The sequence below is a fragment of the Lactobacillus agrestimuris genome (assembly GCF_943193025.1).
In the GTDB taxonomy this organism is placed as follows: Bacteria; Bacillota; Bacilli; order Lactobacillales; family Lactobacillaceae; genus Lactobacillus; species Lactobacillus agrestimuris.
The window spans coordinates 17,279-34,589 of record NZ_CALPCQ010000003.1 but is presented as its reverse complement, the minus strand read 5'-3'; the positions used below and the strand labels follow the sequence as shown (position 1 = coordinate 34,589).

Here is a 17,311-nt window from a genome sequence, read left to right as displayed (position 1 = left end):
TGGCGGCTTTAATTGGATACAGATGCAAGCCCACAAACTAATTATTTTCACTTGTATATAACCCCAATGTAGATATAATCTATATTTTGTACTTAATTATTATTTTCTCTGTCATTTTCATACTAATATACAAAAAACGTACGTGAAAAATTATAAGGATTTATTTCCTAATTGCAATAGTTTTAGGAGGATAATGAATGAATTTTCTGAAAATTGCCACAAGCGGGCAAGTACAGCTGCAAAATCTCAAAGGTTGGGAAAGTGCTTCACTTACTGATAAGACAGATGCAGCTGGTCTTGCTGCTATTGTTGTAAATAAAAACAATCCTGATGACCTAACAAATGCTCAAAATTTTGCCAACTCCTCAGGTTTGGAAATTCCAATTATTCAAATTGAAGGTGATGTTCCAAGCAAGGAAGAAACTGATGAAATAATCAAATCAGCTAATAAATATACTAATGAAATGGTTCCAGGCTTTTTAACCGACCTGCTCAACTTTGCTGAAGATCGTCCAATCAGCTTCACCACTCCTGGTCACCATAATGGGCAATATTATGACCTTCATCCGGCCGGAAAGGTCTTCAATGAATTCTTCGGCAAAAATTTAATGTACGCTGATACTAGCGATACCGTTGCAGAGCTTGGCGACACCATGACTCATGCTGGAACACCTCTGACTGCTGAACAAAAAGCCGCTAAGACTTATAATGCTGACAAAGTTTACTTCTGTACCAACGGAACAACTAGTGCCAACTCAATCTGCGCTAGTGCTGTTTTAACCGAAGGCGATTTGGTTTTATTTGACCGTAACAACCACAAATCTCTTTATAATAGTGCACTTGTCATGACTGGTGCTAAACCAGTTTACATTCCAACTGACCGCAATCCTCTTGGATTAATTGGAGAAATGAATCCTGAAGCTTTGAGCGAAGAAAATATCCGTAAGGAAATTGCTAAAGTTGATCCTGAAAAAGCTAAGGCAAAACGTCCGTTCAGAATGGCAATCATTCAATCTGAAACTTATGATGGGCTTTTCTACGATGCCAAATGGTTAATTGATAAGATTGGTAAGCTCTGTGATTACATTCTTTTCGACTGTGCTTGGGGCGGATTTGAACAATTTGTACCAATCATGAAACACTTATCTCCGCTTAATATCGATTTAGGACCTGATGATCCAGGAATTTTGGTTACCCAATCACTTCATAAACAACAAGCGGGTATGGGACAGGCTTCACAAATTCTAAAGAAGGATTCACATATTAAAGGGCAAGCTCGCTATGTTGATCACAAGCACTTCAACAACGCTTACTTGAAATTCGTAACTTCAAGTTACTCCTACCCACTTTATGCTTCATTAACCGTTAATTCATACTTAACTGCCGGTGAAGGAAATAAAAAATGGTGGGATCGTATCTTACGCAGGGGAATTGAATGGCGTAAAGAACTGCTCAAAAAGTCAAAATTATTCAGACCATTTGTCCCTGATAATTTTGCGGAAATTTCTACCGATGAACTTGCCACTAATAGCAAATATTGGGACTTCAAACCAGATGATAAATGGCACGGATTCACTCAGATTGCAGCTGGAGAAGCCATGCTTGATCCGCTCAAGATTACAGTTATTTCCCGGGGAATTGATATTGAAAATGCTAGTTATGAGTCCAGCGGAATTCCTGGTTCAGTCGTATCTGAATTCTTAATGGAAAAGCGCATCATCCGTGCCAAAGCCGACTTCAATTCGTTGCTTTTCCTTCTCACCCCTGGCGATACACAAGCAGATCTCGATGCTTTGATGGACGCTTTTCTCGAATTTGAAAAGCTCTATAATGAAGATGCCCCACTTACTAAGGCACTTCCTAAACTTGCTAAGATTTATCCAGACAGATACAAAGGCTACACTTTAAAGCAGCTTTGCCAAGAAATGCACGATTATTATAAAGAAAACAAAACCTTTACTTTACAAAAAGAATTATTCGCTAAAGACGACATGCAAAATTACACTATAGACCCTGCTCAAGCAGATCTGCTCTTCATGCGTAATCAAAGTGAGTTAGTTGAACTCAAAAATGTCAAAGGTCGTATAGCAGCCGAAGGCGCTTTGCCATATCCACCAGGTGTCTTTATCGTTGCTCCTGGTGAAAAATGGTCAGACATTGATCAAAAATACTTCGAAGTTTTGGCTGGCGCAATCGAAAAATTCCCTGGATTTGTACCAGAAATTCAAGGAGTCTATTTATCTGAGCAAAAAGACGGTACAATCTTAGTAGAAGCCGAAGTTTTAAAAAATTCAGTAATTAGATAAGGAGATATTATGGTTTTATCTTGGAAAGAAAATTTACCACAAGAATTAAGTGAAAAGATCGATAAAGTTGACAAGATGATCGCACCTCGCTTAGAAGAAATTGATGAACAAGTTTTATACAACCAACAACGTGTACTTGATTTATTCAGAAAGTACCATGTTGGTGAAGAAGACCTTGTTCCATCAACTGGATATGGTTATGACGATGCTGGACGCGATAAGATTGAAAAAATCTACGCTGACTACTTCAAAACTGATGACGCACTTGTTCGTTCACAATTTTCTTCCGCAACTCACGCAATTACCGTTGGACTTTTCAGTATGCTTCGTCCTGGCGATACCCTCTACTACTTGACCGGTACCCCATACGATACTATTCAAGAAGTTATCGGTCTTGCTGGCAATAAGCCTGGAAACATGAAGGAATGGGGTATTAATTTTGCCACTACTGAACTTCTTGATAACGGTGAAGTAGACTACGAAAAGGCACGTAAAGACATTATGGACAAAAATATCAAAGTTGTTGCCATTCAACGTTCACTTGGTTATGCCGTTCGTGCAAGTTTCACTATGGAAAAGATCAAGAAGATGCTTAAGTTCGTTAAGGAAGTTCGTCCAGACGTTAAGATCTTCGTTGATAACTGTTATGGTGAATTTTCAGAAACTGAAGAACCAACTTTCTATGGCGCAGATATGATTGTTGGATCACTCTTTAAAAATGCTGGTGCCGGAATCGTTAAGGGTGGTGCATTCTTAGCTGGTAAAAAGGACCTTATCGAAGGTGCTGGAGCTCGTCTTAACGTCCCAGGTGCAGGTAAAGAAGAAGGACCAACTTGGGGTTACTTACGCGATTTCTACCAAGGATTCTTCATGGCCGCCCATACAACTGGGGAAGCTTTAAAGGGTATGATCTTTACTGCAGCTCTTTGTGAAGAAATGGGTATGGACACTGCACCTAAGTGGAATGATCCACGTACTGATATTGTGCAAACTGTAACCTTTGGCAAACCCGATCCAATGGTGAAATTCTGTGCTGCGATCCAGCACTACTCACCAATGAACTCATTCGTTGACCCTATTCCTTACCACCAAGAAGGTTATGAAGATGACGTTATTATGGCATCCGGAAGCTTTACTGAAGGATCAACCATTGAACTTTCATCTGACGGCCCTATGCGTCCACCATACCGTCTTTATATCCAAGGTGGTTTATCTTATGCACACGTTAAAATTGCCATCGCTCACGCGGTAGAAGAGACCTTTTACAAAAAGTAAAAATTTAATTTGATAGAAAAAAACTTAACTTTACTATATTTGTAGCAAAGTTAAGCTTTTTTATTATATTAAGCCACAAATGCAGTTGGAAAAAATATTCCCACACGGGATGTTTTTGCATCAAATCTAAATCTTTGTTAGGGTATTTATATAACTAATTTTTTGCTAGCAAACAGGAGGTATTGTAAAGAGACCATCGTTGTCTCTTCTTATGAGTGATAAAACTAACAATTTAAACGTCGAACAAGTAAATAATAAAAAGAATTATAAGCGTGCACCGTTAATGCCAATTCACCTGCGAGTCTTTGTCGCAGTAGTCCTCGGACAGATCGCCTGCGGATACAGTCTCGGCATTTCCGGTAGTGCCCTATCAAGTGCTGCTAAGTATCTGACAATTAGTGACTTCTGGACCGGGTTAATCGGGGCTGGAGCATTAATTGGGTTAGCCGGAAGTATCATCGTCGGTCGAATTTCTGATAAAATTGGTCGTCGTAAGATGCTGATGATTAACATGTATGTCTTAGCAGCTTTTTCATTACTGCACTTATTAACTGCTAATTTCCTACTCACCTTCTTAATTCGTGTAGGAATCGGTTTAATGATTGCCATTGATTATACTGTGGGGAATGCCCTCTTAACTGAATGGCTCCCTAAGGGCGAGGACAGCAAGCGCCAAAGTCATTTATTGATCTACTGGACGCTCGGCTTCATTGCTTCTTACCTGGTCGGAACCTTTATTCCCAACTCTAATAGTTATATCTGGCAAATTATCCTAGCAACCGGAGCTGTTCCAGCGATTGTTGCCGCAATTTTCAGATCAACCTTTCGTCTTCCAGCTTCTCCTAGCTGGCTTGCCAGTCACGGAAAGGTTAAGAAGGCCAACAAAATCATTGGTAAGCATATGGGCCATAAATGGGGTATTCCTAAAGGCTTTTTGAAGCGAAATAAAGTTAACAAAGAGATTTCTTGGAAGATCCTTTTCAGTAAAAAATATTTGCGCAATACCTTAGTAGGTGGAATTTTCTATGCCTGCCAGGCCTTTGCTTTCTTTGGTATCAGCATTTTCCTACCAATTCTTCTAACAGGAATGGATATTACTGACGCCAAGGTTTCAGGGATCATCTATAATGGTGGGATGCTGCTAGGTGTCCTCTTCGGTATTTTTATCTTTAACAAAATCAGTCGTCGAGCCTTCCTCGTTAGCAACTTCTTAATTTCTGGTTTGTTAATTGGAAGTTTAGTCGTCTTTTTAGGAATTGATTCACGCATTAAATTAATTATCTTTGCGATCTTTGCTGTGATTTTATCTTCTGGTCTTGTCCTTGATTATCCTTATCCAACTGAATTATTTGATATAAAAGTACGCGGAACTGGAGTAGGTACTTGCATCACTATCAGTCGTTTTGGTGCTGCAGCCGGAACATTTTTATTACCGATTTTAACTAACATCGGCGGAGCAGAACTGGCTATGTTAGTTTGTGCAATTGTACTACTCTTTAGTTTCATTGTCTGTCTAATTTGGGCACCTGAAACTTCTGCTAAATTTATAAAAAAATAAGACATAAAAAAGCATCCCTCGCGGATGCTTTTTTTCTATCCATCTAATTCAACTTCTTGTAGTTTTTTCATCTGATCATACACATGACCTCGTTGGTTGGAATCAACTGCCAAAACCAACATATCACCAGCTGCGATCTTTGTTTGACCATTCGGGATAATCTCTTCACTACCTCTTCTAATCAACTTAACTAAAGTGTCCTTAGGCCAGGCAACATCTGCAATTTTTTCATCAACTAAGTGGCTGCTTTCATATATTGGAATAGTCAATTGATCTTCAAAACCTGATGCTTTTTCAACACCATTTTTACCTTGCATTGCATCGGCCAAACTGTCGTAGATCGGACGGCCGCCAAGCATTTCATCAACTAAAAGTGCAATGAAAGCTACAACAGCAAGTGGCATCAAATGAAGTAATGAGCCAACCATTTCCGTAATCAAAATAATTGCCGTAAATGGCGCACGGATAATTGCTGCGAAGTAGCCGGCCATTGAGAAAATAACTAAGTTGACTACCAACTTGTGTGGAAGCAAGCCCATTTGGACCATGAATGTTCCGTAAGTTGCACCGATCAAAGCTCCCATAGTTAAGATCGGTAAAAAGATACCACTTGGAAGGCCTGAATCATATGACACAATTGAGAAAACAATTCTGAGTACATAAAAACCTGCCAGCATCCCTATTGTGAGCCAACCCTGATTAGTGATTGTCTTTGAAAGTGACAAAATCATGCGGTTACCTGGTCCAGTGATGATTGGCCAGAAGTAAGCAATCGGAATTAAAATAGCTAATGGAATTAGTCCGTGTAACCATCTTGGCAAAACTGTAATCTTTTTGTAGACCTTTTTCACACTGAAAAGGCCAATCTTGTATAGGTGTCCAAGTAATCCAAGTACAAGTCCCAGTAAGATTAAATGCCAATATAATTGAATTGGAAATTCATTATTATATGGAATTGCTAAAGCCGGATGTAAACCAAAAAAGTTAGAAACTACAAAGTTAGCAGCAATTGCTCCGGCTAATGCATTAAGCCACACACGTGGTGAGAAGTTATGAAAAACTTCTTCTAAGACAAATAATGCTCCAGAAAGTGGTGCACCAAAAGCTGCCGAAAGACCACTAGCAGCTCCTGTCGCAAGTAAAACTCTTGAATTAGTTTTAGTCTGCTTAAATCCTTCACCAACTCCCTGTCCAATGGTTGAACCAAGTTGAAGAGATGGTCCTTCTGGTCCAAGGAAAAGTCCCGTACTGATTACCAAAATACCACCAATTAATTTTCTCCAGAGAATCGGAAACCATTTGAGTGATAATTTTCCTTGAAGTTGTAACTTAACTTCTGGAATACCTGATCCTCCAACGTGTGGTTGTTGTTTTACGAAGTAACCAGCAATTATAGCTACTAAGATAAAACCGACTACAATTGCAATAAACCAAACTGGATTTTGATGTGCTAATTCAAATAGATGTAACCAAAATCCTGACGTTTTTTCTATCCCGAACCTAAATAAACCGACAACTATTCCTGTGCATAGCCCTACTATGACAGCTTGTAAGAGTAGCTTAAGCGTCAGTGTTTTCTCATGCCTCATTTTTATCCCTCTTTACAAATATTGTGACAGTATCTATTCTACCTCAAAAATAGGGCAAAAAAAGAGGACTCTTCCGAGTTCTCTTTTCGTGTTACACATGAAACAATTATTTTTCTTCATACCATTCAGTGTGGAATGTACCTTTACGGTCATTTCTTTTGTAAGTGTGAGCACCAAAGTAATCACGTTGGCCTTGAATAAGGTTAGCTGGCAAGTTAGGGTTGAAGATTGATTCTAAATAGTTGATTGATGCACTCAAAGTTGGAGTTGGAATACCAGCTTTCATTGCTACTTCAACAACACTGCGAAGTGCAGGTAAGTTTTCTTTCATAAGCTTCTTGAAGTATGGATCTTGGAATAATACATCAAGTTCCTTACCGCCTTCATAAGCTTTTTCAATATCCTTAAGCATTGCTGAACGAATGATACAACCTGCTTCCCAGTTTTGAGCAATTGCTGGGTAACGAAGGCCCCAATTGTAAGCCTTAGCAGCCATAGTCAATTGTTGGAATCCTTGAGCATAAGCAACGGCTTGAGTTAATTGAAGTGACTTTTCCAAGTTGTCGATCAAGTCTGCTGGAACATCTCCATTGTATGAAGGTGCTTGCCCTTCACGAGTTGTAGCCTTTGACATAAAACGTGCAATAACAGCTTCAGCGATTACACTAATTGGCGCACCAAGAGCAACACCATCTTCAAGCATCCAGTTACCTGTACCCTTGTATGAAGCAACATTTAAGATGTGGTCAATTACGTGATCTGAAGTTAAATCATCTTTTTGCTTCAAAACATTAGCAGTAATTTCTGAAAGGTATGCATTAACGCGGCCATGGTTCCACTTGTCAAAGATTTCTGACATTTCATCGTCACTCTTGTGAGCAACAGTACGTAAAATGTCGTAAACTTCAGCAAATTCTTGCATAATTGCATATTCAATACCGTTGTGAACCATCTTTACGTAATGACCACTAGCACTTGGTCCAATGTATGATACACATGGACGACCTTCAGGAGTCTTAGCAGCAATTGCTTCAAGAATTGGAGCAACTTCCTTATAAGCTTCTTCATCTCCACCAGGCATAAGTGCAGGACCATTCAAGGCACCTTCTTCACCACCGGAAACACCCATACCGATGAAATGGATACCCTTTTTTTCAAGTTCCTTAAAACGACGTTCAGTATCATGGAAGTTTGAGTTACCACCGTCGATTAAAATATCGCCCTTATCAAGCATTGGCAATAATTTTTCAATAGTTAAATCAACTGGTTTACCAGCCATAATTTGAATTAAGATCTTGCGAGGTTTTTCAAGGGAGTTAACAAATTCTTCCCAAGTGTAGCATGGCTTTAATTTATCATCTTCGTATTTAGCAAAGGCATCAACTTCTGGCTTATCAATACTGAAACCTGAAACTGAAAATCCATGGTTTCTAACATTTAAAGCTAAGTTCTTACCCATAACAGATAAGCCAATTACGCCAAATTGTTGCATATTATAATTCCTCCATTTTATAAATCTTACTCTATATTATACGAGTTCTATACAAAAAAAGCGAAACCAAATGGTTTCGCTTTTCTTAAAATTTAATTTTCAAACAGATTAGTGTTGTGAAGCACCTGAAACAGTATCTGGGGCTGGTTCTGGCTCTACTTTTTCTTCATGTTGAGATGCACCTGATGCAGCGTCAGCTTCCAAACCGTACTTTTCAGCAAAGTAACTAAATGGCTTCAAACTTTCTGCTTGATACTTCTTGACGAATGCTGGATCGTCAAGGCTGTTCAATTCAGTTGAGTATGGCATTTCGCGAGTGTACTTGATGTCAATAAGCATTGGTCCATCAATTGCTCTAAATTGATCGATTGCTTCTTCGAATTCCTTCTTAGTACGAACAACTACACCCTTAACGTTCATACCTTCTGCAACTGTTGCCCAGTTGTTATCTGGAATGATAACACCTGACAATGGTTGGTGTGATTCATCTTCTTGTTCAGCTTGGATGTAACCCAAAGTTTCGTTAGTGAAGACGATGTTCAAAATATGCATGTTGTAACGAGCCATTGTAAGAAGTTCTTGACTCATCATTGCGAAACCACCATCACCAGATAATTGCCATACTTCACGATCTGGATATGCTGCAGCTGCACTAAGAGCAGCAGGTGCACCATAACCCATAGTTGCGTGAAGTCCTGAAGTTGTCCACTTTTGATCATCATGCAACTTAAGCAAACGACATTGGTCAACGTTTACGTTACCTACATCAATTGCAAAGACTGCATTATCTGGAGCTTCTTTGTTAATTACATCGAAGATTGGTTCTGGGCGAACTGGCATTTCGTCTGAATCAACAAAACTTTCATGCCATGCATCCCAGTTTTCACGGTCTGCAATAGCAGCCTTGTAAAGTGGTGATTCTGGACGATCTTCACCAGCATCAATAAGTGCACGAAGAGTCTTCTTAGCATCAGCAAGAATTGGAACATCAACAGTGTGGCGCTTACCAAGTTTACCTTCATCAACATCAATTTGGATAACTTTAGTATCCTTCTTGAACCATAAACCTGAGAATGGTGAGTTATTACCTACCCATACAACTAAGTCAGCGTAAGCTTGAACTTCGTTAGGAGCCTTAGGTCCAATACGTCCAATAGTTCCAAGATATGCTGGGAAGTCATCTTCTACAGTACCTTTACCAAGGTATGATGAAAGAAGTGGCATCTTGAATTTTTCTGAAAATTCTTTCAATTCATCACCAGCATCAGCTTCTCTTGCACCGTTACCAAAGTAAACAACTGGGTTCTTAGCTTCCTTAATAAGCTTAAGAGCATCGTCAACTGATTCCTTTGTAGGTTCAGCGTAATTTGCAGGAACATGTGCATTGTAGCTTGTCTTGTAATTGTCTTCGATCATTTGCCAACCGAAGTCCTTAGGAAGAATAATAATTGCAGGACCTTTTCTTGCATAAGCTTGACGAATTGCTTCATCCATAATTGTTGGAATAAGTTCAGCAGTCTTAGGTTGACGGCACCATACACTAGCGTTTAAGAACCACTTGTCTTCATCAAAAGCTTGGAAGAAGTCAATATCTTCACGGTTAGTTGGAACGTTAGCAACGATTGCTACCATTGGTGTCTTGTCAAATTTTGCATCGTATAAACCATTAAATAAGTGAGCAGCACCAGGACCAGCAGAACCGAAACATACACCTAATTTACCAGTTAATTTGTATTCTGCTGATGCAGCAAGTGCGCCAGCTTCTTCGTGACGAACTTCAATAAACTTAATCTTATTTCTCCAGTTGTGAACAGCATTCATACCTGAGTCGAAGGAACCACCTGGGAAACCAAAGATATGATCAATATGCCAATCATATAAAACTTTAAACATCGCATCTGCGCCACTAATTTTTGTCATTTTGTGCATCTCCTTAAACAAAACTCACTTTGAAAACGCTTTGTTTTCACTTCATAGTTCCATTAAAACACACATTTTCACATTTGCAAATGTTATGCATTACTGATATATCAACCATGTAACCGCTTTTGAAAGAATGTGATTTCACAAACTTGCCGAGATAATTTTTACAATTCTTAATATGTTGGTGCTTTTACATGTGAATATATGATCAAGAATATAAAATATCTTATTTCTATTGCATTCATTTTTTAATTTATATAGTTTATAAAACTTTATTTTTTCTTCTTAATAAGCAAAATTTTAATATTTAATTATTTTTGGCTTATCTATTGTTATCTTACTGCCGGCATACTTATATATAAAAATAGCGTACTCGACTGCAAATCAAGTACGCTATTTTTATTTTTGTGGATAACTTTTATTTCTTTACTTTTGAATACCGACCATTTTGAATATATACACTCAAAATTGCAAGGTCGGCTGGATTTACTCCAGAAATACGTTCGGCCTGAGCAAGTGTTTCTGGGTGAATCTTTTCAAATTTTTGACGGGCTTCAGTAGCCAAACCTTCAATCGCATTGTAGTCAATGTCAGCTGGAATTTTTTTGGCCTCTTGACGATGCAAACGATCGATTCTGATTTTTTCTTTCTTTATATATCCTGCATATTTAATATTAATTTCAACTTGTTCTTTAACATAGCGATCATCAGAAATAGTTTCGCCAGTAATCTTTTCAATATCATCAATCTTTACACGAGGACGACGTAATAATACATCAGCCTTAAGACCTGCGCTCAACTTATCTTCACCGATGTTTTCAAGATATTCTTGTACTTCATCAGTTGGGTGAATTGTAATTGAAGCCAGCTTCTTCTTGGCAGCTTCAATTTCACGCTTCTTCTCTTCAAACTTTTGATAACGTTCGTCTGAAATGAGGCCAAGTTCATGACCATATGGAGTTAACCGAAGATCGGCATTATCATGACGCAAAATTAAACGATATTCTGCACGTGAAGTAAGCAAACGATATGGTTCTTCAGTTCCCTTAGTTACCAGGTCATCAATCAAGACACCAATGTAAGCTTCATCTCTACCCAAAGTGAAACCTTCCTTACCTTGAGCGCGAAGAGCCGCATTGATTCCGGCAATCAGGCCTTGACCCGCAGCTTCTTCGTAACCGGAAGTTCCGTTCATTTGACCTGCCGCAAACAAGTTCTTAATATTCTTTGTTTCCAAAGTATGGGTTAATTGCCATGGATCAATGACATCATATTCGATCGCATAACCAGGACGCATCATTTCCGCATGTTCAAGTCCAGCAACGCTATGGAGCATTTTTAGCTGAATTTCTTCAGGCATTGAGGTTGAAAAATCACCAACATAATATTCATCAGTATTTCTACCTTCAGGTTCAAGGAATATTTGATGACGATCCTTATCCGCAAATCTTTCAACCTTTGTTTCAATTGAAGGACAGTAGCGAGGGCCTACTCCGACAATCTGTCCAGAATACATTGGAGATCTTTCAAGGTTCTCATTAATGATGTCATGAGTGACTGGATTAGTGTAAGTCATCCAACATGAAATTTGATCACGCAAATAATCTGCATCACTAGTTTCATATGAAAAATGGCGTGGAGTTTCATCCCCTGGTTCTTCCTCAGTCTTAGAAAAGTCAATTGTGTTCTTGTTTACACGTGGAGGAGTACCAGTCTTGAAACGACGAAGCTTGAAACCAAGTTTCTCAAGATTTTCAGATAATTTAACTGCAGGAATAGTATTATTTGGACCTGCTGAATAATTTAATTCCCCAATAAAAATACGACCGCGAGCGGCTGTCCCTGTAGTGAGGACAACGCTTTTAGCATGATATCTTGCACCAGTATTAGTGACCACACCCTTGCAGACACCATCTTCAACAATTAACTCATCAACTATTGCCTGGCGTAAAGTCAAATTAGGAGTATCTTCAATCGTACGCTTCATTTCATCATGATACTTATTCTTATCGGCTTGAGCACGAAGTGCACGTACTGCAGGACCTTTACCAGTATTAAGCATTCTCATTTGGATATAGGTAGCATCAATATTTCTACCCATTTGTCCGCCTAAAGCATCAATTTCACGAACTACAATTCCTTTAGCTGGACCTCCAACAGATGGATTACATGGCATAAAAGCCACCATATCAAGACCAATTGTGACAACTAAAGTATTAAGACCCATTCTTGCACTAGCAAGCGCTGCCTCAGAGCCAGCATGACCTGCCCCAACAACAATTACATCATATTCATTTGTATCATATTCTCTCATTTGTAAAATCACTCCAAAAATTACTTACCTAAACAAAATTGACTAAATAAAGTATTAACCAATTCATCTGGGGCGCTATCTCCAGTAATTTCGCCTAGAGTTTCCCAGGCCCCGGTGAAATCAATTTGAACAATATCAACTGGAATATCATCCTCAACGGCTTGAATTACATCCTCAAGCTCTTTTTTAGCCTTATTAAGCAAACCGGACTGTCTTTGGTTAGTTACCATTACTTGATCATTAGAATTTTCAATTCCGGAGAAGAAAAGTTTCTTAATAAGATCAGCCAATGCATCAAGATTTTTATTCTTCAAAATTGAAGTTGAGATAACTTCACTACCAGTAAGTTCCTTAATTTCATTAGCTGATAACTTTTGTCCTAGGTCCATCTTATTTAAAATGATGATTCGCTTCTTGTTGTCAGTTTCCTTGATCAAAGCTTTATCTTCATCGTTTAAATCTTTGCTACCATCAATCAAAAGTAAAACCAAATCAGCTTGCTTTAAAGCCTTTTGAGAACGCTCTACCCCAATTTTTTCAACTTTATCTTCAGTTTGGTGAATTCCAGCAGTATCAATTAATTTTAGTGGTACTCCATTAACTGAAACGTACTCTTCAAGCGTATCTCTAGTAGTTCCTGCAATATCGGTAACGATTGCCTTATCACTTTGAGTTAAATAGTTTAAAAGTGATGATTTACCAACATTAGGCTGCCCAACAATCGCAGTCGCAAGACCATTGCGAAGAATAGTTCCTTCTTGAGAAGTCTTAAGCAATTCATCGATTTTTTTGATTACATCCCTAGAAGTATCTGACATTTGCTTAGCAGTAACTTGATCTGTATCGTATTCAGGATAATCAATATTTACTTCAACGTTGGCAAGCGTATCCAAAATCTCCTTGCGCATTGTACGGATTTTTTCAAGAAGTCCTCCAGCAAGCTGCCCCATCGCTACTTGACGAGCCTTATCAGTTTTAGCTCGGATAATATCCATAACACTTTCTGCTTGAGTTAAGTCAATTCGTCCATTAACAAATGCTCGACGAGTAAACTCACCAGGATCAGCCATTCGAGCTCCATTAGCTAGTAGTAGTTGCAAGATTTCATTAGTTACAACAATTCCACCGTGACAGTTTACCTCAACGATATCTTCACGCGTGAAAGTCTTTGGCGCTCTAAGGACTGTCACCATCGCTTCATCAATCACTTTTTCTGAATTTGGATCAATAATGTGTCCGTAATGAATAGTATGAGTTGGTACTTTAGATAAATTAGCACCTTTAAAAACTTTATTTGCAATTTCAACTGCATCTTCACCGGACATTCTAACAATTGAGATTCCACCTTCACCAATTGGTGTAGAAATTGCTGCAATTGTATCGAACTCAGTTAAAGTTTGAGCCATAATTATTACCTTTTTCCTTTTCTCAATAAAAAAAGCGCATTATACCACCATGACAAATAGATCATGATGGATAAAGCACTTTGACTACTTTATCTAAAAATGATTTTAGATTAATATTCTATTTTTTACGTCCAATACGCTTGTAAGCTTTTCTTAAGCGACGTTTACGCTCACGTTCTTCTTCGGCCTTAGCTTCTTGCTCACGTTTATATTTAAACGGATTTTGCAAGATAAATGTTTGAACGGCCTGGAAGAGGTTAGAAATAACCCAGTAAAGAGTAATGGCTGACTGGAATCCAATTGCCATTACACCTACCATTAAAGACATACCATATGTCATAACCTTAGTCATACCATTTTGGGCTGATCTAGGGGTAGACATTTGACTGATATATGTGGCAATAAAAGTGAAGACCATCGCTAAAATAGGCATGATGTAGTATGGATCAGGCTTTCCTAAATCCATCCATAAGAAGTGTCCATTTTGAAGTTGTGGTGTACGCCAAATTGCTTGATACAAGGCATACATAACAGGAAGTTGAATCACCATTGGAAGACATCCTGTATATGGATTTACACCAGCTTCTTTATATAACTTATTGGTCTCTTGCGACAATAACTGTCTTGATTCTGTGTCACGTCCAGGATATTTCTTACGTAATTCATTAACTTGTGGCTGAATTTCTTGCATCTTCCTTGTACTATTAATTGAAATAGCATTAAGAGGCAAAAGAATTATACGAATAATAATAGTAAAGACAATAATTGTCCAACCGTAATTATTACCTAATAATTTGGCAAGCCACAATAAGAATTCTGAAACGTAATAAACGATCCAGCGATCCCACCAATTTCCACTAGTATGTGAAATAGGTGCTTGCTGTCCAGTCGCTGTACTAGCACATCCGGTTAATACAAATGCAATAGCCACAATCGAAAGAACTGCAATCAGACGTTTGACATTTTTCTTTTTTAAAATGTCTATCACTCTAATTTTCCTCATTTTCGTTTGGCATTTCTTCAATGACGTGAGCCAAGGTCAGAGCATGAACTAAATTTCTGCGTACCTTAGTCATGTCAAAATTACGAGCTGATGGTCTAGCGATTACCAAAAAATCAATATGCGGATCGATATCTAGTTTTCGCTCGGTAATCACCGCACGAATGTAACGCTTGAGTCGATTCCGAACAACTGCGGTGTGACCGACCTTTTTTCCGACAGAAATTCCCACTCTGAAGTGTTTATTTTCTGCTCTTTCTATTTTATAGATAACAAAGGCTCGATTCGCAACTGAATCACCATTTTTAAATACATATTGAAAATCTTTTTCAGATTTTACACGATAGGATTTTCTCAAAACGTTTCATTCCACTCTAGTAGACTAAAAAAACCACTGGGATTTCAGTGGTTTAAGCAGATAAGACTTTTCTACCCTTTGCGCGGCGTCTTGCTAAAACCTTGCGGCCATTTGCTGTACTCATACGCTTCATGAAACCATGAACACGTGAACGGTGACGCTTCTTAGGTTGGTAAGTTCTTTTAGTTGTCATTAAACTGCACCTCCATTTTTATGTGCCAACTTGCACAATTTCTTATTAAGGATAGCACGATTAATGTAAAAAACCAAGAGGAAAATTCAAATTTACCGCGACTTTACAAGGTTTTTTATTAATTTTTTTGTGGAAAAAAGAAAATAAAAATTATCCACAAATTAAAATGCACATAGCTATTCGCAATTTTATCCACAAGTCACAAGCTGTCAAAAACTCTATCCACAGATTGTGGATATTATTTCAAAAATTATCTTCAAAGCCTTATAATACTTAGTATTTTATCCACAGATGCCTGTTAAAATTTATTTGATTTTCCATTGTTTCACAATGATTAAAAAAATATGAATTAATGTAATCCACACACTGTTGATTGAGGATTTACTTTTTACACTTGTGGAAAACTTTTTATTTAAATGCTAAAATAAATATGCTTTTTACTATAGGAGGAATGCATTTTGTTCGACATTGACAAATTTTGGCAACATTTCAACGATGAAATGCGAGAACGTTTCAACGAAGTTGCCTATAATGCATGGTTCAAGAACACAAAGCCATTATCATATGATAAAAATTCGCATGAATTAACAATTGCAGTCCAAAATCCCGTTGCAAAGGGATATTGGGAAAAAAATCTTTCTTCTCAATTAATTCAATCAGCATATGGTTACGCCGGAATTGAAATTTTACCAACTTTTCAAATTGAAGGCGACAACGGTCCCGAGCGAATTGTGACTCCTGAACCTCAGCATGAAATTAAAAAAAATATACCTACACCTACTCAAAATGAATTTACCAAAGATTTACGTTTAAATGATAACTACACCTTTGATACTTTCGTTCAAGGTGAAGGAAACAAACTAGCTGCCGGTGCTGCACTTGCAGTTGCAGATAGCCCTGGTAGTTTTTATAATCCTTTATTTATTTTTGGTGGTGTTGGATTAGGTAAAACTCACTTAATGCAAGCTATTGGTCATCAAATGCTAGCAGAAAAGCCCGACGCAAAAGTGGTTTACATCCAAAGTGAGACTTTTGTAAATGACTTTATCAATTCAATAAAAAATAAAACGCAGGACAAATTCCGTGAAAAATACCGCAAATGTGACCTGCTTTTAGTTGATGATATTCAATTTTTTGCAAAAAAAGAAGGTATTCAAGAAGAATTCTTCCATACCTTTGAGACTTTATATAATGATCAAAAGCAGATCGTAATGACTAGCGATCGCTTACCAACTGAAATACCTGATCTATCTGAGCGATTGGTATCTAGATTTACTTGGGGTCTCCAAGTTGAAATTACACCTCCAGATTTGGAAACCAGAATCGCAATTTTACGTAAAAAGGCAGAAGCAGATGGATTAGTTATTGAAGAAAATACTTTAGATTACATTGCCTCCCAAGTAGATACAAATATCCGTGAACTAGAAGGGGCCCTAGTTAAGGTCCAGGCTCATGCAACTATTGAAAAAGAAGATATCAATATCAATTTGGCTAGAGAAGCATTAACGGATCTCAAATTAGTCCAAAAGAATAGGGGATTGCAAATCTCTAAGATTCAAGAAGTAGTCGCAAATTATTTCCAAACTTCAACAGCGGAGTTAAAAGGTAAAAAGAGAGTAAGGCAAATTGTCATACCTCGCCAAATAGCCATGTACCTTTCAAGAGAATTGACAGATTCCAGTTTACCTAAAATTGGTCAAGAATTTGGTGGTAAAGATCATACAACTGTCATGCATGCCTATGAAAAAATCGAACGTCAATTAAAAACCGACTCAGATATTAAAACGGCTGTGTATGATTTGAAGCAATTATTGGATCATTAATTAAAGTTATCCACTGTGGAAAACTTTTGAGTTTATTCACATCTTTTCAACTTGCTAAATTCCTTTATTTTAAG

Annotated in this window: 12 protein-coding genes; 4 read left to right on the top strand and 8 right to left on the bottom strand. The window is 37.9% G+C overall.

What is annotated here, in order from left to right; translation table 11 throughout:
* Nucleotides 1-197 precede the first annotated feature (197 nt).
* From NFR82_RS01345 to NFR82_RS01335, 3 genes are all read left to right on the top strand, one after another.
* Nucleotides 198-2,306: a putative ornithine decarboxylase gene (locus NFR82_RS01345; RefSeq protein WP_251716355.1), complete on the top strand. Its 2,109-nt coding sequence runs from the start codon at nt 198-200 to the stop codon at nt 2,304-2,306.
* A gap of 9 nt (nt 2,307-2,315) precedes the next feature.
* Entirely contained in the window at nt 2,316-3,581 is a 1,266-nt protein-coding gene (locus NFR82_RS01340; protein WP_251716354.1) for a methionine gamma-lyase family protein, read from the top strand.
* A 211-nt stretch (nt 3,582-3,792) separates the two neighbouring features.
* The gene (locus NFR82_RS01335) at nt 3,793-5,139 is read left to right on the top strand and encodes an MFS transporter (protein WP_251716421.1); all 1,347 of its coding nucleotides are present in this window, start codon (nt 3,793-3,795) and stop codon (nt 5,137-5,139) included.
* 35 nt (nt 5,140-5,174) lie between these two features.
* On the opposite strand, the gene NFR82_RS01330 is transcribed toward NFR82_RS01335, so the two are convergent.
* The 8 genes from NFR82_RS01330 to rpmH all read right to left on the bottom strand — a co-directional run bounded on the left by NFR82_RS01330 (nt 5,175) and on the right by rpmH (nt 15,414).
* The gene (locus NFR82_RS01330) at nt 5,175-6,728 is read right to left on the bottom strand and encodes a ClC family H(+)/Cl(-) exchange transporter (protein ID WP_251716353.1); all 1,554 of its coding nucleotides are present in this window, start codon (nt 6,726-6,728) and stop codon (nt 5,175-5,177) included.
* A gap of 106 nt (nt 6,729-6,834) precedes the next feature.
* The gene (gene gndA, locus NFR82_RS01325; RefSeq protein ID WP_251716352.1) at nt 6,835-8,220 is read right to left on the bottom strand and encodes an NADP-dependent phosphogluconate dehydrogenase; all 1,386 of its coding nucleotides are present in this window, start codon (nt 8,218-8,220) and stop codon (nt 6,835-6,837) included.
* Nucleotides 8,221-8,328: 108 nt separating this feature from the next.
* Complete coding sequence (gene spxB / locus NFR82_RS01320) at nt 8,329-10,140, bottom strand: pyruvate oxidase (RefSeq protein WP_251716351.1); 1,812 nt, start codon at nt 10,138-10,140, stop codon at nt 8,329-8,331.
* 421 nt (nt 10,141-10,561) lie between these two features.
* Nucleotides 10,562-12,457, bottom strand: coding sequence for a tRNA uridine-5-carboxymethylaminomethyl(34) synthesis enzyme MnmG (gene mnmG / locus NFR82_RS01315; RefSeq protein WP_251716350.1), 1,896 nt, complete (start codon nt 12,455-12,457; stop codon nt 10,562-10,564).
* A 20-nt stretch (nt 12,458-12,477) separates the two neighbouring features.
* On the bottom strand, nt 12,478-13,863 hold the full coding sequence (gene mnmE, locus NFR82_RS01310; protein ID WP_251716349.1) for a tRNA uridine-5-carboxymethylaminomethyl(34) synthesis GTPase MnmE: 1,386 nt from the start codon (nt 13,861-13,863) through the stop codon (nt 12,478-12,480).
* 118 nt (nt 13,864-13,981) lie between these two features.
* Nucleotides 13,982-14,851 carry a membrane protein insertase YidC gene (locus tag NFR82_RS01305; protein WP_251716348.1) on the bottom strand — a complete coding sequence of 290 codons (870 nt, stop codon included), beginning with the start codon at nt 14,849-14,851 and terminating at the stop codon, nt 13,982-13,984.
* A 1-nt stretch (nt 14,852) separates the two neighbouring features.
* On the bottom strand, nt 14,853-15,221 hold the full coding sequence (gene rnpA, locus NFR82_RS01300; protein ID WP_251716347.1) for a ribonuclease P protein component: 369 nt from the start codon (nt 15,219-15,221) through the stop codon (nt 14,853-14,855).
* A gap of 52 nt (nt 15,222-15,273) precedes the next feature.
* Nucleotides 15,274-15,414, bottom strand: a complete 141-nt coding sequence (gene rpmH, locus NFR82_RS01295) for a 50S ribosomal protein L34 (protein ID WP_008472873.1) — start codon at nt 15,412-15,414, stop codon at nt 15,274-15,276.
* 458 nt (nt 15,415-15,872) lie between these two features.
* Here rpmH and dnaA point away from each other — a divergent pair, with 458 nt between their 5' ends.
* The gene (dnaA, locus tag NFR82_RS01290) at nt 15,873-17,237 is read left to right on the top strand and encodes a chromosomal replication initiator protein DnaA (RefSeq protein ID WP_251716346.1); all 1,365 of its coding nucleotides are present in this window, start codon (nt 15,873-15,875) and stop codon (nt 17,235-17,237) included.
* Nucleotides 17,238-17,311 lie beyond the last annotated feature (74 nt).

Bases quoted from the DNA above. Each gene is read 5' to 3' on its own strand.
- NFR82_RS01330 (WP_251716353.1), bottom strand. From the start codon at position 6,728: ATGAGGCATGAGAAAACACTGACGCTTAAGCTACTCTTACAAGCTGTC.
- mnmE (WP_251716349.1), bottom strand. From the start codon at position 13,863: ATGGCTCAAACTTTAACTGAGTTCGATACAATTGCAGCAATTTCTACA.
- NFR82_RS01345 (WP_251716355.1), top strand. From the start codon at position 198: ATGAATTTTCTGAAAATTGCCACAAGCGGGCAAGTACAGCTGCAAAAT.
- NFR82_RS01335 (WP_251716421.1), top strand. From the start codon at position 3,793: ATGAGTGATAAAACTAACAATTTAAACGTCGAACAAGTAAATAATAAA.
- NFR82_RS01340 (WP_251716354.1), top strand. From the start codon at position 2,316: ATGGTTTTATCTTGGAAAGAAAATTTACCACAAGAATTAAGTGAAAAG.
- gndA (WP_251716352.1), bottom strand. From the start codon at position 8,220: ATGCAACAATTTGGCGTAATTGGCTTATCTGTTATGGGTAAGAACTTA.
- rpmH (WP_008472873.1), bottom strand. From the start codon at position 15,414: ATGACAACTAAAAGAACTTACCAACCTAAGAAGCGTCACCGTTCACGT.
- mnmG (WP_251716350.1), bottom strand. From the start codon at position 12,457: ATGAGAGAATATGATACAAATGAATATGATGTAATTGTTGTTGGGGCA.
- spxB (WP_251716351.1), bottom strand. From the start codon at position 10,140: ATGACAAAAATTAGTGGCGCAGATGCGATGTTTAAAGTTTTATATGAT.